This is a genomic window from Paraburkholderia sp. GW821-FHT02A12, from assembly GCF_059422005.1.
This window is the reverse complement of record NZ_JBWKWA010000002.1, coordinates 2,182,113-2,205,850: the sequence shown is the minus strand read 5'-3', so window position 1 is coordinate 2,205,850 and position 23,738 is coordinate 2,182,113. Positions and strand designations below refer to the sequence as shown.

The 23,738-nt window shown below is 63.5% G+C and carries 21 protein-coding genes; 7 read left to right on the top strand and 14 right to left on the bottom strand.

From position 1 onward, the window contains the following. Position 1: 1 nt before the first annotated feature. The 6 genes from AC07WT_RS31320 to AC07WT_RS31295 form a co-directional block, all read right to left on the bottom strand. Positions 2 to 772: a DUF4118 domain-containing protein gene (locus AC07WT_RS31320; RefSeq protein ID WP_494949957.1), complete on the bottom strand. Its 771-nt coding sequence runs from the start codon at positions 770 to 772 to the stop codon at positions 2 to 4. Between the two features lie 281 nt (positions 773 to 1,053). Further along, positions 1,054 to 1,572: an SLATT domain-containing protein gene (locus tag AC07WT_RS31315; RefSeq protein WP_494949956.1), complete on the bottom strand. Its 519-nt coding sequence runs from the start codon at positions 1,570 to 1,572 to the stop codon at positions 1,054 to 1,056. An 87-nt stretch (positions 1,573 to 1,659) separates the two neighbouring features. Beyond that, a complete protein-coding gene (locus tag AC07WT_RS31310) occupies positions 1,660 to 2,556 on the bottom strand; it encodes an ABC transporter permease (RefSeq protein WP_494949955.1) in 897 nt (298 codons plus the stop codon). A 1-nt stretch (position 2,557) separates the two neighbouring features. After that, positions 2,558 to 3,472 (bottom strand): ABC transporter permease, encoded by a 915-nt coding sequence (locus tag AC07WT_RS31305; RefSeq protein WP_494949954.1) that lies wholly within the window; start codon positions 3,470 to 3,472, stop codon positions 2,558 to 2,560. Between the two features lie 128 nt (positions 3,473 to 3,600). After that, positions 3,601 to 4,896 carry an ABC transporter substrate-binding protein gene (locus tag AC07WT_RS31300; protein ID WP_492595837.1) on the bottom strand — a complete coding sequence of 432 codons (1,296 nt, stop codon included), beginning with the start codon at positions 4,894 to 4,896 and terminating at the stop codon, positions 3,601 to 3,603. Between the two features lie 126 nt (positions 4,897 to 5,022). Next, on the bottom strand, positions 5,023 to 6,081 hold the full coding sequence (locus tag AC07WT_RS31295; protein WP_494949953.1) for an ABC transporter ATP-binding protein: 1,059 nt from the start codon (positions 6,079 to 6,081) through the stop codon (positions 5,023 to 5,025). A 337-nt stretch (positions 6,082 to 6,418) separates the two neighbouring features. Here AC07WT_RS31295 and AC07WT_RS31290 point away from each other — a divergent pair, with 337 nt between their 5' ends. The 3 genes from AC07WT_RS31290 to AC07WT_RS31280 are packed head-to-tail and all read left to right on the top strand — an operon-like array spanning position 6,419 to position 8,716. Further along, positions 6,419 to 7,384 (top strand): polysaccharide deacetylase family protein, encoded by a 966-nt coding sequence (locus AC07WT_RS31290; RefSeq protein WP_494949952.1) that lies wholly within the window; start codon positions 6,419 to 6,421, stop codon positions 7,382 to 7,384. Further along, a complete protein-coding gene (locus tag AC07WT_RS31285; protein ID WP_494949951.1) occupies positions 7,381 to 8,115 on the top strand; it encodes a GntR family transcriptional regulator in 735 nt (244 codons plus the stop codon). Before AC07WT_RS31290 ends, AC07WT_RS31285 begins: the two co-directional genes overlap by 4 nt. Before the next feature lie 10 nt (positions 8,116 to 8,125). Then, on the top strand, positions 8,126 to 8,716 hold the full coding sequence (locus tag AC07WT_RS31280; RefSeq protein WP_492596398.1) for a flavin reductase family protein: 591 nt from the start codon (positions 8,126 to 8,128) through the stop codon (positions 8,714 to 8,716). Here AC07WT_RS31280 and AC07WT_RS31275 read toward each other — a convergent pair. From AC07WT_RS31275 to AC07WT_RS31265, 3 genes are all read right to left on the bottom strand, one after another. After that, entirely contained in the window at positions 8,703 to 10,319 is a 1,617-nt protein-coding gene (locus AC07WT_RS31275; protein WP_494949950.1) for a gamma-glutamyltransferase family protein, read from the bottom strand. The two genes, AC07WT_RS31280 and AC07WT_RS31275, sit on opposite strands and share 14 nt — an antisense overlap. 92 nt (positions 10,320 to 10,411) lie before the next feature. Continuing rightward, a complete protein-coding gene (locus AC07WT_RS31270; RefSeq protein WP_492596396.1) occupies positions 10,412 to 11,455 on the bottom strand; it encodes a rod shape-determining protein in 1,044 nt (347 codons plus the stop codon). A gap of 378 nt (positions 11,456 to 11,833) precedes the next feature. Continuing rightward, complete coding sequence (locus tag AC07WT_RS31265; RefSeq protein WP_494949949.1) at positions 11,834 to 12,070, bottom strand: hypothetical protein; 237 nt, start codon at positions 12,068 to 12,070, stop codon at positions 11,834 to 11,836. Between AC07WT_RS31265 and AC07WT_RS31260 the strand changes: the two genes are divergently transcribed. Together AC07WT_RS31260 and AC07WT_RS31255 are read left to right on the top strand one after the other, a co-directional pair. Next, positions 12,069 to 12,746 carry a heavy metal response regulator transcription factor gene (locus AC07WT_RS31260; RefSeq protein ID WP_492596256.1) on the top strand — a complete coding sequence of 226 codons (678 nt, stop codon included), beginning with the start codon at positions 12,069 to 12,071 and terminating at the stop codon, positions 12,744 to 12,746. The genes AC07WT_RS31265 and AC07WT_RS31260 overlap by 2 nt on opposite strands. Beyond that, on the top strand, positions 12,746 to 14,359 hold the full coding sequence (locus AC07WT_RS31255; protein WP_494949948.1) for a heavy metal sensor histidine kinase: 1,614 nt from the start codon (positions 12,746 to 12,748) through the stop codon (positions 14,357 to 14,359). Before AC07WT_RS31260 ends, AC07WT_RS31255 begins: the two co-directional genes overlap by 1 nt. On the opposite strand, the gene AC07WT_RS31250 is transcribed toward AC07WT_RS31255, so the two are convergent. The 3 genes from AC07WT_RS31250 to AC07WT_RS31240 form a co-directional block, all read right to left on the bottom strand. Continuing rightward, positions 14,340 to 15,842 (bottom strand): efflux transporter outer membrane subunit, encoded by a 1,503-nt coding sequence (locus tag AC07WT_RS31250; protein ID WP_494951089.1) that lies wholly within the window; start codon positions 15,840 to 15,842, stop codon positions 14,340 to 14,342. The two genes, AC07WT_RS31255 and AC07WT_RS31250, sit on opposite strands and share 20 nt — an antisense overlap. A gap of 182 nt (positions 15,843 to 16,024) precedes the next feature. After that, positions 16,025 to 17,287 carry an efflux RND transporter periplasmic adaptor subunit gene (locus AC07WT_RS31245; protein WP_494949947.1) on the bottom strand — a complete coding sequence of 421 codons (1,263 nt, stop codon included), beginning with the start codon at positions 17,285 to 17,287 and terminating at the stop codon, positions 16,025 to 16,027. A gap of 19 nt (positions 17,288 to 17,306) precedes the next feature. Beyond that, positions 17,307 to 20,558, bottom strand: a complete 3,252-nt coding sequence (locus AC07WT_RS31240; protein WP_494949946.1) for an efflux RND transporter permease subunit — start codon at positions 20,556 to 20,558, stop codon at positions 17,307 to 17,309. Between the two features lie 293 nt (positions 20,559 to 20,851). On the opposite strand from AC07WT_RS31240, the gene AC07WT_RS31235 reads away from it, so the two are divergent. Both AC07WT_RS31235 and AC07WT_RS31230 read left to right on the top strand, forming a co-directional pair. Next, entirely contained in the window at positions 20,852 to 21,148 is a 297-nt protein-coding gene (locus AC07WT_RS31235; RefSeq protein WP_494949945.1) for a DUF4148 domain-containing protein, read from the top strand. Positions 21,149 to 21,265: 117 nt separating this feature from the next. Continuing rightward, the gene (locus tag AC07WT_RS31230) at positions 21,266 to 22,111 is read left to right on the top strand and encodes a GNAT family N-acetyltransferase (RefSeq protein WP_494949944.1); all 846 of its coding nucleotides are present in this window, start codon (positions 21,266 to 21,268) and stop codon (positions 22,109 to 22,111) included. 150 nt (positions 22,112 to 22,261) lie between these two features. On the opposite strand, the gene AC07WT_RS31225 is transcribed toward AC07WT_RS31230, so the two are convergent. Together AC07WT_RS31225 and AC07WT_RS31220 are read right to left on the bottom strand one after the other, a co-directional pair. Then, the gene (locus AC07WT_RS31225) at positions 22,262 to 22,567 is read right to left on the bottom strand and encodes a panthothenate synthetase (RefSeq protein ID WP_494949943.1); all 306 of its coding nucleotides are present in this window, start codon (positions 22,565 to 22,567) and stop codon (positions 22,262 to 22,264) included. A 125-nt stretch (positions 22,568 to 22,692) separates the two neighbouring features. After that, positions 22,693 to 23,688: a LysR family transcriptional regulator gene (locus AC07WT_RS31220; protein ID WP_494949942.1), complete on the bottom strand. Its 996-nt coding sequence runs from the start codon at positions 23,686 to 23,688 to the stop codon at positions 22,693 to 22,695. Positions 23,689 to 23,738 lie beyond the last annotated feature (50 nt).

The window sequence follows — 23,738 nt, the reverse complement described above, 5'->3', positions numbered from 1 at the left end:
CTCAGGTTCCGATCCGCAGCACGAGGAAGTCGCCCGCATGCGTGGTGAAGCGTTCGCACACGCACTCGGTCAGTTTCGACCGGCCGTCGCCGCTGCTCAGCCGGACGCGATGGCTGCCGGGCCACAATGCATTGCTGAGCCGGTGGATATCTTCGGGATGGACTTCGGCAAAGCGCGGGCCGGGTGCGATCTCGTTGGGCAGGCGCGGCAGCGTGCCTTGCGGTTTGATGTCGTCCGCCTGGTGCAGCGCGTTGCGCTCGAGTGCCTGGATGAGGATAAAGGTCTTGTGATGATGCGACAGATGCCGCAACAGCCGGTGCGTTTCGTCGACGGCGCGGCGCGCGAGCATGCGTTCGTTGTCGTGACGCAGCAGCATTTCATAGCGCGATTGCGCGACCGATGCGATCAGCTCCGCGCGAAACTGCGCGCGCCGCAGGCGTTCGACCAGCACGATGACCAACAGCGTGACCAGCGGATAGGAGACGAGCAGGATCACGTCTTCGCGATCGAAGACGGCAATGGTCGCGTAGGGCGGAACGAACAGATAGTCGGCGATACCAAGACCGAGCAGCATCACTGTCAATGCCGGTGCGAGACCGAAATAATATTCGACCAGTGACGCCGCGATGCAGAACGCGGTGCCCGGCATGATCGGGCCGATGAGCGGGTGAAGCAGCAGGCGCACACCGCTGGCGATCGCCAATGCGGCGGCTGCGGCAAGCCAGGCTCGCTTTCCCCGTGGTGCCCAACGGCGGGCGTTTTGGACTTCCATAATATTTTTTAGGGAGCGATTACGCTTCCCGATAAAGCGTGGCAATGAGCTTTAGAGCGTCCGGCGGACAATACCATAATCGGGCGCGGGCGAAGGCCGTTGCAGGTGTAAATATTGCGCGGCGGGCCTGGCCTGCTGCGAATTCTGTGCGGAAAAATATGCCGAATTGGGCTGGCGCAGCGTCGTACATTGTGCGGGGTGCGGCCTTAAATGAAGCTTAAGCGCCGTCTGGGACCCTGGACGCGTGCTAACGTCGAATCCGCACTAACTTTGTGGTGCGTTCATTCACTGCGGCTTCTTTCGGCGTCGCCGGACAGGGTGCGTTGCGTGCGATAGAAAACCGCCGGCGGCACGTTCGGCGAATCTTCCGCCAGCCGGTCCAGTTCGTCGCGAATCGCGGTGAGATAGTGGCCGTCGCGCGCATCGGTGTCGCCCGCAAAGACCGCTTCCAGCCGCCGCCGCACCGCGCCATACCTCGCTCCGGCGGCGCGATGCTTTTCCGCGCGCTCCGCAAATCGGAAGAAGGTTTGCAGCGCGGCGGAGACCGCGGCCGTCACGCTCACGAGACCCACGATGATCCTGAAAGCCGGAGAGACGGCCGCCGCATTCAAGGACGCAAACACCGCCGTGCCGACAAAGGCGGTCAGCGCGGTCACCAGCCAGCCGACGCGGCGGTCCCGCGCGGACAGCAGGTCGGCCATGTCGTAATGGCTCATCTGGGATTCGCGCACGCGCCGGATCCACTTCATCAAAAGCGCGTCTTCGTCGACCGGGGGTTCGTACGCAGTCAGGTTTTTCATGTGGCTGTGATCGTTGTCCAGTTCCGCAAGCGTAACGCATGCGCTCGACGATACTGTGCCACATGCCGCGTTCGTGAAATCAAAAACTCAAGCAACCGTGCGCTTTCGCGCCAACCCCCTCACAGCAAGCAGGCACAAACCCATCACAGCAAATGACAAAACCGTGGTCATCGTCCCAAGCGCGTAAATCACGGGCGTAGTCACCGAAGTGGTAAGACCCTGCAGCTCGAGCGGCAAAGTATTCTGGTCACCGATCGCCTGCGAGGTACGAGCAATCTCATCCCATGAGAGCGTGAACCCGAACATGGCAACGCCGACAACCGAAGGGCCGATGATCGGCAGAACGACATGCCGGAAACTCTGCCACGGCGTGGCGCCCAAATCCCTCGAAGCTTCTTCGTAAGCCGGATTGAACCGGTTAAAAACAGCAAACATCACCAACAAACCGAAGGGCAAAGTCCAGGTGAGATGCGCACCAAGCGCAGAGGTCAACAACCCCATCGAAGTCGTATAGCTGTCGGCAAGAGACTGATATCCCCATGCGGCAGCGAGATACTTGATACCGTTGTCCAGCAACCGGAACGTCAATCCGATTCCAAGCGAAACGATAATGGAAGGCATGATCAGACTGGCAACCGACACATAAAACACCGCCGTATCGCCCCGAAAGCGCCTGCGAAAAGCCAACCCCGCTGCCACGGAAAACAGCACGGTAAGAACCGTCACCGCCAAAGCGAGCCGCACGGATCGCCCAAACGCGGCCCAGATATCGACGTCGCCGACCCCGTCGCGCAGCACGGCAAACCAGTGCAGCGAAACGCCGCGCATCGGAAACGTCAGCCCGCCCTCGGGTCCCTGAAAGGACAGAATGAAAATCGTGATGACCGGGCCATACAAAAACAGCACGAACAAGCCAAACAGCAATGCGAGCCAGTAAAAACTCGCCGGCCGGTGCTCGCGGTGTTTGAGGCGATTGGCCTGCATATCAAAGCTCCTTGCGGATATCGACCACCCGCGTCAAACCCCACACGATCATCAGCACAACGGCCAGAAGAATGATCGCGTTAGCCGCCGCAGCGGGAAATTGCAGGTAGCCGGTCTGAACCTGAATGATCTTGCCGACCGATGCAATCTGCTGGCCGCCCATCACGCCAACGGTCAGGAAGTCGCCCATGACGATCGTGATCACGAAGATCGAACCGATCACAATACCGGTCTTCGAGAGCGGCAACACCACGTTGCGAATGACCTGCCAGCCGCTCGCGCCGGCATCGCGCGCCGCTTCGAGCAAGGAGCGGTCGATGCGCATCATCGCGTTGAAAATCGGCACGATCATGAAAAACGTGTAGAGGTGCACGAACGCCAGCACCACCGAAAAATTCGAATACAGCAGCCATTCGAGCGGCTGGTCGATCAGATGCGCGCCCAGCAGCGCCTGGTTGACGAGTCCATTGCGGCCGAGCAGCGGCATCCACGAGATCATCCGGATCACGTTCGAGGTCCAGAACGGAATCGTGCAGACAAGGAACAGCACCGTCTGCATGCTCGTCGTGCGCACGTGGAACGACAGGAAGTACGCGATCGAAAACCCCAGCACGAACGTGACGGCCCACACGATCGCGCAGAACTTGAGCGTGGACCAATATGTCTTGAAGGTCACGCAGACATCCGTCATGGACGAGCAGCCGTTGAAAATCGCCGCGTAGTTCTTCAGCGTGAAGGTTGGGATGATCTGGTATTCGTTGAAGTCCCAGAAGCTGACGATCAGCGTGATGACGAGCGGCACGATGAAGAACAGCGCGAACGTCAGCGTGAGCGGGGTGGCCTGCAACCATGCCGGTGCGCGCCGGTGCCTGGCGGGTTCGTCCTGCGCGTGGGAGGGGAGTTCGATCGTTGCCATGGGCGGTGTCTGGGGAATGACTGCGGAATGACTGCGGCGGAATTACTGCAGTGGAATGACTGCGCTGCCGGAAATGCAGCGGCTGCCGGCGTGCGATGCGCCGGCAGCGTGTCAAACAGCTGCGTCAATCAGGCCGCGATGAACTCGTTCCACTTCTGGATCATATAGATGTTCTCGTCCATCACCGCATTCCAGCAGGCAATCGCGCCCATGCGCTGGTTGTACGAGCCGCCGTCGCGCACGGTGCCGGCCTTTTCGAGCAACTGGCCGTCCGGCGCCTTGATGTCCTGGGTGGCGGGTTTGCCCTCGATCCAGTAGTCCCACTCGTAAGCTTGCATGTGGGTTTTCGCGGTTTCGAGCACGCCCGAGTAGTAGCCCTGGCGCATCAGGTAGGCGCCGGCCCAGCCGTTCTGGAACCAGTTGACGAACTCATACGCGGCATCGAGCTTCTTGCCTTGCAGCGAGCGCGGAAAGCCGAAGCCCGATGCCCACGAGCGATAGCCTTCCTTGAGCGGCTGGAACGTGCAGGCGACACCCATCGTGCGCACCTTGGTCACTGCCGGCGACCACATCGACTGGATCACCACTTCGCCGGAGGCCATCAGGTTCACGCTTTCGTTGAAGTCCTTCCAGAACGCGCGGAACTGCCCGGCGCGTTTGGCTTCGATCAGAATCTTGATGGTCTGGTCGATCTCGGCCTTCGTCATATTGCCTTTGTCGCCGTACTTGACGTGACCCATCGCCTCGATCGCCATCGCCGAATCCATGATGCCGATCGCGGGAATGTTGAGCAGCGCCGCCTTGCCCTTGAACTGCGGATTGAGCAGCTCGGCCCAACTGTTGATCGGGCGCTTGATCAGGTCGGGGCGAATGCCGAGCGTATCGGCGTTATAGGTGGTGGGAATCAGCGTCATCCATTCGGTGGGCGTCGCCGAAAATTCGGTGGAGCGGGGGCCGGTCAGGAACATCACCTTTTTCGGCGCGGTGCCCTGGTCGCCGATCTTCTTGCCGTTCACTTCGCCGCGCGTGAGCACCGGGGTGATCTTGTCCGCGAGTTTGATCCGCTTCGCGTCGAGGCCCGCGAGCGTGCCGGCCGGAATCAGCTTCTTGAGCGCAAAATATTCGGTGTCGACAATGTCGAACGAGTTCGGCTGCGTGATGATGCGCTTGGCGACGTCGTCGGTGGTCACCGGCACGTATTGAATCTCGATGCCGGTGTCTTCCTTGAATTTCTTCGCGATGTCGGCGCTCTGGTTGACCGCCGTGCCGAGATAGCGCAACGTGATCTTCTCCTGCGCGTGCACGTACGGAAAACCGGCAATCCCGGCCGCCGCCACCGCGCCCTTGATGAACGTGCGGCGCGACAGGCCTTTTTCCGTCAGGTCGGATGCGGCCGCTGCCGGGCTCTCGTTCGCTTCACTCATTGCTTTCTCCTCAGTTGGCGCTCAGTTGAAATTCAGTTCGCGCCCGGTTGACGTTCCAGATCAGTCGCTCTCTTCACGGCCGCACACGGCCGCACACGGCCGCATAACGCAATGCCGCGCAAACGCTCAGGCCGCCAGCGGGTGGGCGTCCTGTTCGTTCCACCAGACCACCACGCGCGCCTCGGGACCGAGCCTTGCCGGATCGTATTCGCCGTCGCTCACGAGCGAGATCAGTTCAGGCGAGCCGTCGAGCGGGTCGAGTGTCATGCGCAAATGGGTGCCCTGGTATTCGGCTTCGCGCACCGTGCAGGGCACACCGCCGATTCGCGCGAGACCGCTTTCGCCGCCCGCGGTCTGGACCGGCGTCACACCGTGCGGCACCACGCGCAGATGGTCGGCGCGCACGGTAAACAAGCGGCCGTTCGTGTCGAATACGTTGTGTCCGCCAAGAAAACGCGCGACGAACTCGGTGCGCGGGCGGTTGAAGACTTCATGCGGCGACCCGCTTTGTTCGATGCGGCCATGGCTCATCACGACCACCAGGTCGGCAAGCGCCATCGCTTCTTCCTGCGAGTGAGTGACGTGCACGAAGGTGATGCCGAGTTCCTTCTGCCAGCGCTTGAGTTCGGCGCGCATCTGAACGCGCAGGAAGGGATCGAGCGCGGACAGCGGTTCATCGAGCAACAGGCAGCCGGGCTGATTCAGCAACGCACGCGCGAGCGCCACGCGCTGCTGCTGGCCGCCGGAGAGCTGCGCCGGTTTGCGTTCGGCATACGCCGACATCGCGACGAGTTCCAGCAGTTCGCCCGCGCGTTTGCGGCGAACGTCCTTTGCGACGCCACGCATCTTCAGGCTGAACGCCACGTTATCGAGCGCGCTCAGATGCGGGAACAGCGCATAGTTCTGAAACACCATCGCGGTGCCGCGGGCGGCGGGTTCTTCGCGCGTGACGTTGCGGCCCGCGATCAGAATGTCGCCTTCGGTGACGGATTCATGCCCCGCGATCATGCGCAAGGTCGACGTCTTGCCGCAGCCGGATGGCCCGAGCAGGCAGCAGTACTGGCCGCCCGCGATACGCAGATCGATAGCGTCGACCGCGAGCGCGTCGCCGTATTGCTTCGAGACGTGCACCAGTTCGATATCGGCGGCTTTGGTTTCGAGCACCGCTGAAGCAGGCTGAATCATGAAGGGGATGTCCTCGTGAACGGCGAAGGCTGGGCGCAGGCGTGGCACAAGCGTGATACAAACGTGACGCAAGCGCCGTCTGCGCGAAACCATGCAAATGCAAGACATGTGCCATACGTTGCGTCGTCACGCTTGTCGATTGCAAACGTGCTGCGGTGCTTAACGTCTACAAGTTGGCTCACATATTGCAAACGATCTGATGTATCGATCGTCGGCGATCAAATGGATTTATTTGCGCGATCGCGGTGCGTCTTCGATCCGTCACGGGGCATGATCCGGCCAACCCGGTTCATCCGGCGCGTTCCCGTCGCTTATCGTCACCCATGGCTTTCTTCAAATGAAAGAATCACGGAACATGCCAGCAGCGGAGAACCGCGCTCGCCAATTGCTCGCCACGCATGGCCGTTTTGCCTATCGGCCGATCACGGACAGCGATGGGTTCCGCTGGCCCGGCGACAAGGGACTCGCCGTCTATCTGGGTTTTAACATCGAGCACTTTGCTTTCGGCGAAGGACTCGGCGCCGCGCTCGGGCCAATCTCGCCGCAACCGGACGTGCTGAATCACAGCTGGCGCGAGTATGGCAACCGGGTGGGGGCGTGGCGCTGCATCGAACTGTTCGATCAGCTCGACTTGCCGGCCGGCACGCTCATCAACACAGCGCTCTACGATCATTGCCCGGAGCTGGTTGCCGCTTGCGTTGCGCGCGGCGATGAACTGATCGGCCACGGCCATACGAATGCGCACCGGCAGAGCGATCTCGACGAAAGCGGTGAACGTGCGCTGCTTCTGCATTGCCGCGAGCGCATCGCCGAAGAAACCGGCACGCCGCCGGACGGCTGGCTCTCGCCGTGGATCTCGGAGTCGCATCTCACGCCCGATCTGCTGGCCGAGACCGGCTATCGCTACACGCTGAACTGGTGCCACGACGACCGTCCCGTGCGGATGGCCACGCGCGGCGCGCCGTTGTGGTCGATTCCGTACCCGCAGGAGCTCAACGATTTGCCGATGATGGTGGCGCGTCATATGGACGGACGCGCGTTCGCCGACATGATCGTCGATCAGTTCGACGAGATGCTCGAGCAGGCCAATCGCGGAACGAAGCCGCAGGCGCTCGTGATGGGCATCGCGCTGCATCCGTATCTGGTGGGGCAGCCGTACCGGCTGCGCCATCTGCGCCGCGCGCTTGCGCATATCGCCGCGGCGCGCGCGAAGGGCGATGTATGGATCACGACGCCGGGCGCGATCGCGCGTCATATGGACGAACTGGAACGGGAAGGCGCGCTGCGCCCGGCACTCGCATGAGCGCGAAAGCCAGCGTGGCCACCGCAAAGATGGCGCGCAAGGAGGACGCGGACGTCGACGCGCGTATCTATCAGTCGATCTTCGACGGCGTCCTGAACCACCGCCTGACGCCCGGCACGAAGCTGCCGGAGCCCGAGTTGTGCCAGCTGTTCGGCGTGGGCCGCGCCGTCGTGCGGCGGGTGCTGGAAAAGCTCGCCTACGACGGCATTGTCGTGCTGCGGCCGAACAAGGGCGCGGTGATCGCCGCGCCGACGCCGGAGGAAACGCGCGAGATTTTCGAGGCGCGGCGCTCCGTCGAACGCATGCTGGTCGAGTTGGCTGTGCAGCGCGCGAACAGCAAGGACATCGAGTTGTTGCGTCAACAACTGGCCGATGAGCACGAGGCGATGCATCGCTTCGATCAGCCGTCGTGGGCCACGCTCGCCAGCGGTTTCCACATGCGCATCGCCGTGCTGGCGGGCAATTCGATCCTGCAAAACTATCTGAAGGAACTGGTGTCGCGCTGCTCGCTGATCGTCGGCGTATATGAGCCGCCGGGCCACGCACCGTGTGAACACGCGGAACACGCGGCAATCGTGGATTGCATCGAGGCACGCGATGCAGCCGGCGCGATGGCGCATATGGAAGCGCATCTGCGCGACCTGGAAGAGCGCATCGAAACGTCGCGGATGCGGGGCGAGAAAAGTCTCGGCCAGTTGCTCGGCATCACTGAATACGCTACCCAGACCTAGGCGGCCCATCATGGAAATCGACTTCGAAGCGATCACCGAATATCAGCGCTACAAGCTGATGGCGAGCCTGATCGTGCCGCGCCCGATCGCGCTCGTCACCACGCTCGGCGCGGACGGCACGATCAACGCTGCGCCGTTCTCAATGTTTAACATGCTCGGCGAGGAGCCGCCGATCGTGATGATCAGCATTAACCGCGTGGCCGACGGCACGCTCAAGGACACCGCGGTGAACATCGTGCGGACCGGCGAGTTCGTCGTGCATCTCGCTGACGAGGCGATTGCGGAGAAGATGCATCGCTGCGGCGAGCGCTTGCCGCCCGATGTGAGCGAACTCGCCGAAGTCGGCCTCACGCCGGTGGCGAGCACGCGGGTCGCGCCGCCGCGCATCGCCGAAGCGCCGGTCGCTTTCGAATGCGCGCTATGGGAGAAGCTGGAGACGACCAGCCGGCAGATTTTTATCGGCCGCGTGCTTCGCTTGCATGCACGCGATGAATTGATCGACACCGAGACATGGCGTGTGCGGCTGCAGCACTATTTTCCGGTGGGCCGCTTCGGCGCGAGCGACTACGTGACGACGCGCGACCGCTTTACGCTCGGCTGAGATCGCCGCCGTCTTCATCGACTCCGAGCGCGCGGCCGTCGCTGCGTGGATCGTGCGCGCCGCAGGCCGCGCCGTTCGCGTCGATGCGGATCGCGCCGGGGTGACCTGCGAGCGGGCTTTGCGCGGGAATGGCTTTCACCTCGTGACCGCGCGCGGCCAGTTCGGCGAACACGCCGGCGCCTGCGTCTTCCTCGAGTTTCAACGCGTCGCGTGTGTCGGAGAAAGTCTTGCCAAGCAAAAAGCGCGGGCGGGCGAGGGCGGTGAGCGGATCCATGCCGTAGTCGATCAGGCGCGTGAGAATCGCGGCGAGCGTTTGCGGCTGACCGTCCGCGCCTTGCGTGCCGAACAGCAGATGGGGACGGCCGTCCCTCAGATACATGCCGGGATTAAGCGTGTGGAAGGGCCGCTTGCCTGGCCGCACGGCGTTGTGATGCGCGGGATTCGTGCTGAACGACGCGCCGCGGTTGTGCCACAGAATCCCCGTGTCGCCCGCCACCACGCCGCTGCCCCAATCGAAGTAGACCGTTTGCAGTACGCTGACGCTGCGACCCTGGCTATCCGTCGCGCCGATGAAAACCGTATCGCCCGGCCGGAAAACGTGCGGCCAGGCGCGAGCCGCACGCATGTCGATCGAGCGTGCATGCGTGTCGAGTGTCGCGGACGAGAGCATGTCGTCGACCGGCACGTGGTTGAATTCCGGGTCCGACACGAAGCGGTCGCGATCCACGAACGCGCATTTCACCGCTTCCACCAGCAGGTGGTAGTAATCGGCGCTGCCTTCGTGGATCGATCCAAGGTCGAAGCGATCGAGCGTGCCCATGATCTGCAAGGTCGTCACGCCTTGAGTCGGCGGGCGCATGCTGACCAGCTCGCCGCCGCGATAAGCGACGCGTAGGGGTGCTTCATCGCGTGCCTGCGTTCTCGCGAGGTCGTTCAAGGTCAGCGGCGAGCCGGCTTCGCGCAAACCGCGTGCGAGCCGTTGCGCGAGCTCGCCCTGGTAAAACTCGTGGGCGCCGAAGCGGGCAATCCGTTCGATGCTGCGTGCAAGCGCCGGTTGCTCAAAGCGCTCGGCGATCGCGGGAACCCGGCCGTGCGGCGCGAAGGTCGCCGCAAAGCCAGGCAGCGCACGCAGTTCATCGGCGCGCAAGTTTTGCCAGAAGTGCTGCGACGGCGTGACTGGAAATCCCTCCGATGCGTACTCGAGTGCGCGATCGAATAGCGATACCCACGTTTGCTGGCCGCTCCATGACGTCTTGCTGATCGCGTAAGCCTGATGCCACGTATCGACGGTCGCGGCGGTGGTGAGTGCGGAGGCGCCGCCGCGCACAGGAATGGCGCCGTCGAACGCGGGAGGCTGCGCAGCGGCCTGGCCGATGCCCGACACCGTACGCAACATGCCTTGCCGGTCGCCGATTACCCAGAAGGCGTCGCCGCCGAGTCCGGTGAAATGCGGATAGGTCACGCACAGCGCCGCGCCGATCGCAATCGCGGCTTCGATTGCATTACCACCCGCGCGCAACACGTCGAGGCCGGCGGCACTCGCCAGCGCGTGCGGACTGGTCACCATGCCGCCGGTCGAACAGGCGAGTTTCAGGTTGTGCATCGCTACTCCGCTACCGGACATGAGCCATGGGATGAGCTATTCGGAGTAGCGAGTATAGTTCGCGCGACACTGCGATCCGCGCTTCACCAGCGTCATTCGTACGAGAACGCCCCGCCGAATTTATCCATGCGTTCGAGCGCCATGCCCGAGCCGCGCACCACGCACGTGAGCGGCGCTTCGGCGACGAATACCGGCAGACCGGTTTCTTCCGCCAGCAGGCGGTCCAGATCGCGCAGCAATGCGCCGCCGCCCGCCAGCATGATGCCGCGCTCGGCGATGTCGGCGCCGAGTTCCGGCGGCGTCTGTTCGAGCGCGATCTTGACCGCCGAGACGATCTGGTTCAACGGATCGGTGAGGGCTTCGAGAATCTCATTGCTGGACACTGTGAAGCTGCGCGGAATGCCTTCCGACATGTTGCGGCCTTTGACTTCCATCTCCTTGATTTCGGAGCCCGGAAACGCGGAGCCGATTTCCTTCTTGATCGCTTCGGCCGTTTGCTCGCCGATCAGCATCCCGTAGTTGCGGCGGATGTAGTTGACGATGGCGTCGTCGAACTTGTCGCCGCCCACGCGCACCGAGCCCTTGTAGACGATGCCGCCCAGCGAGATCACGCCTACCTCGGTCGTGCCGCCGCCGATATCGACCACCATCGAGCCGGTCGCCTCCGATACGGGTAAACCCGAGCCGGTGGCCGCGGCCATGGGCTCTTCGATCAGATAGACCTGCGAGGCGCCCGCGCTATGCGCGGCTTCCTTGATCGCGCGCCGTTCGACCTGGGTGGACCCGCACGGCACGCAGATGATGATGCGCGGCGACGGCGCGAACATGCGCGTTTCGTGCGCCATCTGAATGAAGCGCTTGATCATCTGCTGGGTGATGTTGAAGTCGGCGATCACGCCGTCTTTCATCGGGCGGATCGCCTCGATGTTGCCCGGCACCTTGCCGAGCATCTGCTTGGCTTCCTTACCGACTGCCAGAATGATTTTCTTGCCGTTGGGACCGCCTTCCTGACGAATCGACACGACCGATGGTTCGTCCAGCACGATGCCCTTGCCGCGCATGTAGATCAGGGTGTTCGACGTGCCGAGATCGATCGCCAGGTCGTTGGAAAAATAGCCGCGCAGAAAACCGAACATGCAAATTCCTGTCTCGCTTGATGCCGGGCGCGCGAACGCGCTGATCGGGAACGCCGCCCGAGGGCGGCGGCGGGTGACCGGTGACGGGTCGGGAGAGAGAAGAATAACAGCAACGCTCCCCCGAACCGACTTCCGGCCACACCCGAGGCAGGCAGAGCCGTGCTCGTCTCAGTACGCTTGCAGCGGGCAACAGGAAGATTAGGCAACAGATGCCTGTCACGCCAAACCGAGGTGCTTCCGGAAGAACCCGGCCGTGCGCGCATTAGCGGTTTTCGCCGATGCTTCGTCGTATTTCGTTCCGTCATGCCCGAAGCGCGCGGTTTGGAATGAACCTTGCCGGCGAGCGCGCAGTGCGAGAAGGGGTGAATGACTGCTTTGTCACAGGCACTCATGGACCGCGGTGTGGTCCGGCCAAGCAAAGGCACCGCCGCAGGCATACATAAAAATGCCGCCGCAAAAGGCAAGCAAGATCAAGGAAAGACCAACGCCGCAGGCAAACAGACATAACAAGCGCCGCGCAGGCAAAAAATCATTACCAAATCGTAATCTCCCTCCCCACCGCTTGCCGGTATGATCTAAAAAATCAAAAAGCCAAGCACAGCGGAGCACCCCCATGCGAATCCTGGTCATCGAGGACGAGCTAAAAACAGCGGCCTATCTGAAGAAAGGCCTGGAAGAATCCGGCTATACAGTCGACGTCGCGAACGACGGCCCGCAAGGCCTGCTCCTCGCGCAGGAAGAAGAGTACGACGTGATCGTGCTCGACGTGATGCTGCCCGGCATGGACGGCTGGACCATCGTCAAGACCCTGCGCAGCACGCGCACAACCCCCGTACTGTTCCTGACCGCGCGCGACGACGTCGACGACCGCGTACGCGGTCTCGAGCTCGGTGCGGACGACTATCTGGTCAAACCCTTCGCGTTCGTCGAATTGCTGGCGCGCGTGCGCACGCTGGCGCGCCGTGGACCGCCGCGCGAGAGCGAACTGATCAAGGTCGGCGACCTGGAAATGAATGTCAATCGGCGGCGTGTCAAACGCGGTGGCATACGCATCGATCTCACGCCGCGTGAGTTTTCGCTGCTGCAATTGCTCGCGCGCCGTCAAGGCGAAGTGTTGAGCCGCACGCAAATCGCATCCTATGTCTGGGACATGAATTTCGATAGCGACACCAATGTCGTCGAAGTCGCCATCCGTCGGCTGCGCACCAAGATCGACGACAACTTTCCCGTCAAACTGATCCATACGGTGCGCGGCGTCGGCTATGTGCTCGAACTGAAGGACGCCGGTTGATGCGCGGCCGCTCGCTTGCCGCGACGCTCGCGTTTGCATTCGGCGCCACCACGCTCGCGGTCTTCGCTCTCGTCGGCAGTTTTCTGTATCTCGCGCTGGATCGCCAGATCAAGGCGCAGGATGATCTCGACATCGTGCTCGCGGCCCGCCACGCGCGACGGCTTGCTCAGGAACTCGAAACGTCAAAGGGGATTCGTGAACACGGCGACCGTCTGACCAGCACCGTGTTCGGCAATGCAGCAATGTCGATGGAAGTCTTCGGTCCTGACGGGGATCAGGTGCTCGGACACAACCTCGCCAACACCTTCGCCACGCCGGTCGCCGTCAATGAAACCACCGTAGGCAGCACAGCCAGCGCAACTGGCGCATCCAGCACAGCCAGCGCAACTAGCATAGCCAGCGAGACGCATGAAACCGCGGCCAGCGACCCCAATGAAGCCAGCGAAGCGAGCGAGGCCGGCGAGGCCAAAGCCAGCGAAGCCAGCGGCGTCGCGACCACCGCCGCCTTGCCGCGGTGGACGCGCATTCCCGCTTCAGCGCGCATCACCGAGGCGGATATCGCGGACTGGAGCGGCCGCAATGGCGCACCGATCCGCGGCATCCTGGCGGACGCGAGGTTGCGCGACGGCGAAGTGGCCAGCGTGCTGGTGGCGCGCAACATGAGCGACCGCTGGCTGCTGCTGGATCGCTATCGCGACAAGCTTCAGTTGGCAGGCGCCGCCGGCGTGCTTCTCGCGATGCTGCTGAGTTATCTGCTGATTCGTACAGCCATGCGGCCGTTGCGCGATATCGCGGCGAGTGCGAGCAGCGTCACGGTCAATCGTCTGAATACGCGGATCGCCGTAGCGCGCGTGCCGCATGAACTCGAAGCGCTGGTGGCGTCGCTGAATGCGATGCTCGAACGCGTGGACCACGGCTTTCAAAGTCTGTCGCGTTTCACCGCCGACCTCGCGCACGATATGCGCACGCCGCTTTCCAACATGCGCGGCGCCGCCGAAGTGGCGCTCGCCCGGCCTCGTCCCGCGGACGAATACGAGGCGCTGCTGGCGTCGAATCTGGAGGAATGCGACCGCCTGTCGCGAATGATCGAAAACGTGCTGTTCCTCGCACGCGCCGAACATCCGCAGTTCGTCAAACATATGCGCGAGTTCGACGCCGGTCAGGAACTGACGCGCATCGCCGAGTATTTCGAAGGGATCGCCGACGATGCGAACGTCAACCTGCGCGTCACCGGCGCCGCGAGCCTGACGGCGGACCTGGAGCTGTTTCGCCGCGCCGTCAGCAATCTGCTGGCCAACGCGATCCGCTACACGCCGCAAGGCGGCGAGATCGTGCTTGACGCCGCCGGGTCCGGCGGCGAAGTGCGCGTCACCGTGTCGAACGAGGGGCAGCCGATCGCCCACGAGCATCTCGAACGGATCTTCGACCGCTTTTACCGCATCGATCCGTCGCGCAGTTCGCTGCCGTCTTCCGGCCTGTCGCAAAGGTCCACGGGTTCGACCGGGCTCGGCCTCGCGATTGTCCGCACGATCCTGGAACTGCACGGCGGCGCCGTGCATGCCGAAAGCGACGCGCGGAGCACGCGTTTCATCCTCACGTTCCGGCGGGTTTAGCCGCAGGTGCCGCGGGTGCCGCAGCGGCGGCAGCAACGTCCGTCTGTTTTGCCGCGCTGTCGCCCCGATCCTGCCACGTGCCGCCCAGCGCTTTCAGCAACAACACGCTCGACTCCAGCTGGCGCGCGGCAATCTGATCCGCGGTGCGCTGGTTCGTCAACGCGATGGTTTGTGCGGTCACCACGTCGAGGTAGCTGACCGCGCCGGCATTGAAGCGGTTCGTCATCAGCCGCAATGACAGATCGGCGGCCGTCGTCGCGCGCTGCTGGCTGGCGGCTTCGTCGGCGAGCGAATGCAATGCGGACAGATTGTCTTCGACCTGCTGGAACGCCACCAGCACCGTTTGCCGGTAATCGGCGACCGTGCCGTCGTATTGGGCCGCCGCGCCATGCAGGGTGGCCGTGCGCCGGCCGCCGTCGAACAGCGTGCCGGCGAGTTGCGCTCCGAGCGACCAGAACAGACTCGGCGCGCTCAGCCACGGCGCGAAGAACGTGCTTTCCAGCCCCGCGCTCGCCGACAGAACCAGATCGGGGAAGAACGCCGCGTGCGCCACGCCGATCTGCGCATTCGCCGACGCCACGCGCCGCTCGGTGGCGGCGATGTCGGGCCGCCGTTCGAGCAGTTGTGACGGCAGTCCAATGGGAATCGGCGGCGCCGTCGGCGTAGAGCCGTTCGGCGGCAGCGTGAAGGTCGAGGCGGGCTCGCCGATCAGCGTGGCGATCGCATGCTGCATTTGCGCGCGCGTCACGTCGATGTCCGTGTCCTGAGTACGCGTCGCTTCGAGTTGCGTGGTGGCTTGAGCAACCGCTGACGCGTCGATTGCGCCGCTTTTCAGCTGTTGCTGCAGCAGTTTCTGCGCGGCGGCGTACGCGTTCATGCTGTCGTCGAGCAGCTTCTTCTGCGTATCGAGCGAGCGCAGCGCGAAATAGTCGACGGCCAGATCGGCGCTCATCGACAGACGCACGGCTTCGAGATCCGCTTCACGCGCTTCGGCGTCGGCCTTCGCGCCGGTCACGCTATCGCGCACGCGGCCGAACAGATCAGGCTCCCAGTTCGCCGACACGCCGGCCGAATAGTCGGGCAGGGTCTTGCCCGCGAGCGAGCGGTCCACGAGGTTCTGTGAGGTCCTCGAACGATTCTGGGCGACGCCGGCGGTGATGACCGGAAAGAATCCGGCGCGCTGATAGTCGACCATCGACCGCGCTTGCTGGACCTGCGCGACCGCTTTGCGCACGGTCTGATTCGACACGTCGATGCGCGCCTCGAGCTGATTGAGCACCGGGTCGTTGAAGAGGGTCCACCAGGGGCCGCGCGGCGCCGCGTCGGCGGGCGCGGCCTGCGCCCAGCCGGGTGCGGTGCCCGCGTACCGCGCGGGGATCTCGGCGCTGGGCCGCCGGTAAGGCGGCAGCGTCGAGCACGCGCTCAGCAATGCACCGATCAGCGTGACGGCAAGCGCACGGCGCGATAGCAGGCACCAACGCAGGTGCAAGCGCGGCAGCACGCGCAGGCCCAATCGCGGCAGCAATCGCAAGCTCAATCGCGGCAGGAAGCACGGGCTCAGGCACAGGTCCGAGCATAAGCCCAAGCGCGGACTCGATAAACGGCGCATCAAGGTGCGCGGCAATTTCGTCTGAAACATCGGCAGATCCTTTCGATGAAGAGCGCTCAGCTATGGGTTGCCGGCGCAATCTGGACGGCTTGTCCGGTGCTCAGCGAATCGCCCGGGTTGTCGATGACACGGTCGGTTGCCGCGAGCCCGGTGGTGATTTCCACATGCGTGCCGAAATCGCGGCCGAGGTGAACTGTCTTCAGCGCCGCCTTGCCGTTCCTGTCGACCACGGCGACCGTCACGCCGTCGGCGCGGAACAGCAGCGCACTGACCGGCAGATCGAGCGCGGGCGACGACGACTGCAACTGCAGATGCACCTGCGCATAAGCACCGGGCATCAACGCACCATCCTTGTTGTCGACGTCGACCTCGACCCGCAGCGTGCGGCTCGCCGGATCGATCGCGCCGGTGCTGCGCGCCACCTTAGCGGCGATCTGCCGGCCCGGATACTGCTGGGCCGTCAGATACACGCCGGTGCCGGGCGTCACATAGGGCGCGTCGTTCTGCGGCACGTCGATGAATACGCGCAGCACGCCGGTTTGCTGAATATGAAACAGCTCGCCCGACATGCCGGCCGTACCGGGCGTCCCGCCCGCCGTCACCAGTGCGCCGACGTCGACGTTGCGGGCGGTGATCACGCCGTCGAACGGCGCGGTGATCTTCTCGTACGAGACCAGTTCGGCCAGATGCGCGACGTTGGCCTGCGCCGACGCGAGCATCGCGCGCCGCGCTTCCATGTCGCTGACCTTCGTATCCGCGTCCTGCTGCGCGACCGATTGCGTTTTCAGCATCTCCTGCCAGCGCTGCGCGGTGACCTTGGCGTAGTCGAAGTTGGCCTGCGCGGTCGCTTCGTCGGCACGGGCCTGGCGTAGCTGCGCGTCGAGCTCGGGCGCTTCGATGGTGGCGAGCGTTTGTCCGCTTTTAACCTGTGCGCCGATATCGGTGTTCCAGTGCGCCAGATAGCCGCTCGTGCGCGCGTAGATCGATGCTTCGGCGAACGGCGTCACCGCACCCGGCAGCAGCAATTCGTGAACGGAGGGCGCGGCGCGAGGCGCGATCACCGCAACATTGACGACGCTTTGCGCGACCGTCTGTTGCGTGAGCGCGGCGCTCGCGTGCAGACGCGGCACGATGCCGAGGATCAGCAAGACCGCGGCCAGTCCGCTCAACGCGAGCGGCAACAGGTAACGGCGCGGTTTGGAGCTGGCGTTTGCGGCAGGCGCCGACGCGGCAGGTTCGACGTGCGCGGTTTGCTGGGCGCCGCTCGTGGGTTGTTTGGACTGATCGGCCCGTACGGGCGGAAGGGATGAGTCGTTCATGGTCGGGGTCTCGTCGGAATCAAAGTGTCCGGGCGGGGAGGCCGGATTCCTGGGTGTCTTGTCGAGCCGCGCGGCGTTTGTCGAGCCACGCGTGCACCGTCCCGTAGACGACCGGCACGAACAGCAACGTAGCGACCGTACCGAGCGCGAGGCCGCCGATCACCGCGCGCCCCAGCGGCGCGTTCTGTTCGCCGCCGTCGCCGGAGCCGAGCGCCATCGGCAGCATGCCGATCAGCATCGCGAGCGCGGTCATCAGCACCGGGCGGAAGCGGCTGAAGCCGGCTTCGAGCGCCGCCTGCAACGGCGGCTTGCCGCCGTGGTGCAGTTCGCGCGCGGTGTTGATCACGAGAATGCTGTTGGCCGTGGCGATGCCGATGCACAGAATGGTGCCGGTCAGCGCCGGTACGCTCAGGCGCGTGCCGGTACTGAACAGGATCCACGCGATGCCCGCGAGCGAGCCCGGCAAGCCGCTGATGATGATGAGCGGATCGAGCCACGACTGGAAATTGACGACCATCAGCAGGTAGACGAGGGCGATCGCGAACACCATGCCGCTTGCGAGGCCGCTGAACGAGTCGTGCATGGCCTCTACCTGGCCGCGCACGACGATCGACGCCCCCGGCGGCAACTGCGGGCGGATCTGCTCGACGAGCCGGGTCACGTCGGCCGCCACGCCGCCGAGGTCGCGCCCCTGAGCCGACGCGAAGATGTCCAGCACCGGCTGCACGTTGTAGTGCGAGACGACCGCCTGCTGGGTGCCGCGTGACAGTAAGCTCAGCGCGCCGAGCAGGTTTTGCGGAGCAGGGCCGCCGGCATTGGCCGCCGCCGTCGCCATCCCGCCTGTCGCGCCTGAGCCGGTAGCGCCGGCCTGCGCTACCGGAAGGTTGGCCAGCGCCTGAAGCGAGTTCACCTCGTACTGAGGCATCATCGACATCAGCGGATAACTGACGCCGTTCTTCGGGTCGAGCCAGAAATTCGGCGAGGTCTGCGAACTGCCGGACAACGCGATCAGCAGGTTTTGCGACACGTCGCGTTGCAGCAGTCCGGCCTGAATCGCCCGGGTGCGGTCGACGTTCACGTTGATGGCCGGTGCGTCGCCCGGTTGCTGGATGCGAGCGTCCACGAGGCCGCGCACGCCGCGCAATTGCGAGAGCAAACGGTTCGCCACCGCGCGGTTGGCGTCGAGCTTGTTGCCGACGATCTGGATATCGATCGGCGCGGGCAGGCCGAAATTGAGAATCTGGCTGACGATATCGGCGGGCAGGAACGCGAAGCTCACGCCGGGGAATGCTTTGGCGAGCGTCGTGCGCAGCGTCGCCACGTATTGCGCGGTGGGCTGGTGGCTGGCCGCGAGCGTGATCATCACGTCCGCATCTTCGGGGCCGATCGGATCCGACGAGTCGTAGGTCAGGTTGATGCCGCTCACCGGCACGCCGATGTTGTCCAGCACCGCCGCCAGTTCCTGCTTCGGAATCACGCTGCGCACGCGGGCTTCGACTTCATCGGTGATGGCCGCCGTGTCTTCGATGCGCGTGCCGGTCGGCGCGCGCAGATGCAGGCGGATTTCGCCGGTATCGACAGCCGGGAAGAAGTCGCGGCCGGCAAACGGCACCAGCGCGAGCGAACCGATACACAGCAGCAGGAAGATCGCGATGAAACGGCGCGGACTCGCAATCCCTGCGGCCAGCACGCCGCGATAGCGTTCGCGCAGCCGCTCGAAGCGATGCTCGAAACCCGCCTGAAAGCGGATCACGCGCGTAAGCGGCCCGTTGTCCGTGACCGGCGCATTGCTGCGCGCGCGCATCAGGTACATCGCGAGTGTCGGGACCAGCGTGCGCGAGAAGAAATACGACGCGCACATCGCGAACACCACGGCCTCCGCGAGCGGCACGAACAGATAGCGCGCGACACCCGAGAGCAGGAACATCGGCACGAACACGATGCAGATCGACAGCGTCGACACGAACGTCGGCACGGCAATCTCGCCGGAGCCGTTCAGAATCGCATCGTGCAGCGGCTCGCCGTTTTCCAGATGGTGCGTGATGTTTTCGATCGCGACGGTGGCATCGTCGACGAGAATGCCTACGGCGAGCGCCAGCCCGCCGAGCGTCATGATGTTGATGGTCTGGCCGAGCGCCGCAAGCGCGATCAACGAGGTCAGCACCGCGAGCGGAATCGATACCGCGATGATCAGCGTGGCGCGCCAGCTGCCGAGAAACAGCAGGATCATCAAGGCGGTCAGGCCGGCGGCGATCAGCGCCTCGCGCGCCACGCCCACCACCGCCGACTTCACGAACACCGACTGATCGGACAACGCGGTGATGTGCAGCGCGCTCGGCAAACCGGCGGCGATATGCGGCAGCATCGCCTTGACCTGCTGGATGATGGTCAGCGTCGAGGTGCTGCCGGACTTCTCGACGGTCAGGAGCGCCGCGCGCTTGCCGTCGCTGCGCACGATGTTGGTTTGCGGCGCATAGCCGTCGCGCACGTGGGCGACGTCGCGCACGTACACCACGCCGCCTGCCACGGTCTTGACCGGCAGATCGTTCAGCGCGGCGACGGTGTCCGTGCTGCCGTTCATCTGCACGTTGTATTCCTTCGTGCCGATTTTCGCGGTGCCGCCCGGCAGAATCAGGTTTTGTGCGTTCACGGCATTGACCACGTCGAGCGGGGAGAGGCCCTTTGCCTGCAACGCGCGCGGATCGATGTCGACCATGATCTGCCGGACCTTGCCGCCGAACGGCAGCGGCACCGAGGCGCCCTGGACCGTCGCCAGTTGCGTGCGGATCTGGCTGTTGCCGAGGTCGTAGAGCTGTTGTTCCGACAGGGTGTTGCTCGAAAGTCCCAGTTGCAGGATCGGCACCGTCGACGCGTTGTACGCGATGATGTTCGGCGGCAGCGTGCCGGGCGGCAGCACGCGCAGAATCGACGCCGAATTGGAGGCCGCCTCGGCGATCGCGCGGTTGATGTCCGCGCCCGGGTGAAAAAAGATCTTCACGACCGACACGCCGTTCAGCGATTGCGACTCGATATGCTCGATATCGTCGACGTCGGAGGTGAGCGCGCGCTCGTAATTCGACGTGATGCGACTGGCCATGTCCTGCGCGGAAAAACCGTTATACGACCAGACGATGCTGACCACCGGAATGTCGATGTTCGGGAAGATATCGGTCGGCGTGCGCAGTATCGCAAGCGGGCCGACGATAAAGATCAGCAGCGCGAGCACCACGAACGTATAGGGGCGGCGTAACGCGAGCCTGACGATCCACATGACGGATTCCTGAAAAAGAGGCAGATGGAGGCGCCCGTCTTCGGCGTAATGAGCGGCGCATGACACGAGCTTCGAGAGGTCAGGAGTGTGAATGCGGGGGGCTTACCGGCCGCGGACGGCTACATTACAAGTCCGTTATCTGCGCGTTGAACCGCGACGGGCGGGTCGATGTGGCGGTCGATGTGTAGATGACAAAACGGTAATGTGAGGGTCAGTGCTCCGACAGCTGAAATGACAAGAATGGGAAGGGTGGATCAAGCCACTTTTATATCCAGTCAAATCGGAGAGACGTCATGAAATTGCTTACCGCCGTTGCTGTTGCCGCCCTTGGTCTTTCGTTCGGCGCGACTGCCTTCGCGCAAACCGCTTCGTCAGGATCGACCCGGTCAGGATTGACCCGTGCGGAGGTCGTTGCGCAACTGGCGCAAGCGCAGGCGGAAGGCTACTTGCCTACGTCGGATAGCGACTATCCGCCTTCGGCCGCCACCATCGCGCGCAACCGCGAGATTTATGCGATTCAGCACGGCACCGACGGGATGATGAAGACTGCAGGTTCGCCTGCTGCGCATCCGGAGCCGGCGTCGAATTGATGTATCGGGTAGGCACAGAACAGGAATCAGGCGAGCCGACCGCCACCGAAGGTATTGAAAAACACCACCCGCCAGCGTCACACTGACAACTTCTACCCGGACCGGTGAGCAAAGAACATGACTCATGCTGGCGATTTCATCGTGCGGACCATGTCGGCCGGCGAGGTCGACTTGTCGCTCGAGTGGGCTGCGGCGGAAGGATGGAACCCCGGCCTGCACGATGCGTCGTGCTTTCGGGCAGCAGACCCGGACGGCTTCTTTATCGGCGAGTGGCGGGGCGAACCGGTCGCTTGCATCTCCGCGGTCGCCTACGGCGAGCGCTTCGGCTTTATCGGTCTGTATATCGTGAAACCGGATTTTCGCGGCAGAGGCTTCGGCATGCGTGTCTGGCAGCACGGGATGGACTATCTGCGAAACCGCAACGTGGGTCTCGACGGCGTCCTTGCCCAGCAGGCGAACTACAGGAAGTCCGGTTTTGCGCTTGCGTATCGCAACATCCGCTTTCAAGGCGTCGCGCAAGGCGCGGCTCGCCCGAACGTTTCGAATGCATCGGATCTGCCGTTCGAGCAGCTTGCCGGCTACGACCGCCAGTGCTTTCCTGCCGCGCGTGCGCACTTTCTCGCCGCATGGATCGGACAACCGGACGCCGTTGCGCTGGCGGCCGTCCGCGATGGCCGCCTCGCGGGATACGGCGTGCTGCGCCGTTGCAGGACGGGCTGCAAGATCGGCCCGCTGTTCGCGGATAACGAGCGGATTGCGGCCGAGCTGTTCGACGGACTCGCCGCGTGCGTGCCGGGCGAGGTCATCGTTCTCGACGCGCCTGAGACCAACCCGGCGGCCGTCGCGCTGGCCGAACGGCGCGGCATGACAAGCGTCTTTGAAACCGCGCGGATGTACACGCGGGCGCCGCCCACGCTCGCGATCGAACGCGTGTTCGGCGTGACTTCGTTTGAGCTTGGGTGAGCTTGGGTGAGCCTGGGTGAGCTTGGCTGAGGTTGGCTGAGCCTGGCTGAGCCTGGGTGATAGCGAGGGAACTTCGCCGCATGCGCGCCTTTGCTGGCGTTGCTGAGCAAAGGCGCTTGCGGAATTAGCTGGGTCTTCCCATTGCCGGCGCTATTTCCATTTCCATCCGAGACTCTCCAACCCGGCTTTTTTGAGGTCCTCCGGCACCATCACGACGCGGAACTCGCAGTCGGCGTTGAATTTCAGAAACCAGGGTTCCGCGAATGCGGGAATCTCCGACGGATCATCGATATTGACAACGAGTATTGCTCCGCGTGTGCCATTTTGCTCGGTAAAGTAGGCGGCCTCCGGCTTCGCCTCTTCGAGAATCCTCGCCATCACTTCCCCGACAGTGCCTTCGCGCACAAAAGTGTTGAACGGTTCATGGGGTATTCGTATGTTGAGAAGCATGCGCATGGTCATCCTCCTTCCTGATTGACGCCCAACTGGGCCTCTTAAGGATAGGTGGTTTCCACTGCGGGGCGTCCGTATTCGTCAACACGACGCCTGCCGTTGGGCGACCATGAAACGCTGGACCTGAATCAACTCGTCAAGTTGTTTGAATCGCGATCTTTCCGCGGATACCGAGCGCCAGGCTCGTCACGATCGAAAAACCCAGTGTCGCGTTCAAGCGCCACCGATATCCTGGCCTTTAGCATATCGAGCCACGCGCGCGTTTTCGCTTCCAGAAAACGCCTCGACGGGATCAGCATGAAAACGCCTATTTCACGCGACCGCCAGCGCGGCAGCACTTGGACGAGCGTACCCTCGCGCAACGCATCGACCACTGCATAGCACGGCAACATCGCGATGCCGAGCGCACTCAGCACGCTGTGCAGCACCACCTCCGGGTTGTCCCCGACTACTGGTCCGGTTGGATCGAGCGAGCAGACCTGCTTGCCGTCGACCAGCTCCCAGTGAGAAGTAATAGAGGGGTTGACGAGACGCAGGCACGCATGATCGGCCAGTTCGCGCGGATGCTTTGGCGTGCCGTGCAGGGCAAGGTATGCAGGCGCGGCGCACAGCACCGCAAACGTTGCGCCGAGCCGCTGCGCCACGAGGCCGGAGTCCGGCAGCCGCTGGGCAAGGTACACGCTAACGTCAACGCCTTCGGCAAGCAGGTCCGGCACGTACTGGGACGTGCTGTATTCCACGGTCACCTGCGGATAGCGCGCGCAGTACTCGGAGACGAGCGGCACGACGTAGCGGTTGCCGAAGCTGGTCATGCACAGCACGCGCAAGCGGCCCGAAGGCTGTACGGCAGCGCCGGCAGCGTTACTTTCGGCTTCCGCGACCAACTCTAGGATGCTCTTGCACTCGTTCACGTAACGCTCGCCCACGCTCGTCAGCGCAAGGCGCCGGGTGGTCCGTTGCAGCAGTTTCGTCTGTAGCCGATTCTCCAGATCTGACACGAGCCGCGATATCTGCGCTGTGGTCAGTTCCATTTGCGATGCCGCCGCTGTAAAGCTGCCCGAGTCGACCACGCGCACAAAAGCGGTCATCGCATGCAGCAAACCGTAGTCAAGATTCTTGCGCATGACGTAACAAAGATTCTATTTGCACAGTATTTTTACATACTAGCTCGGTC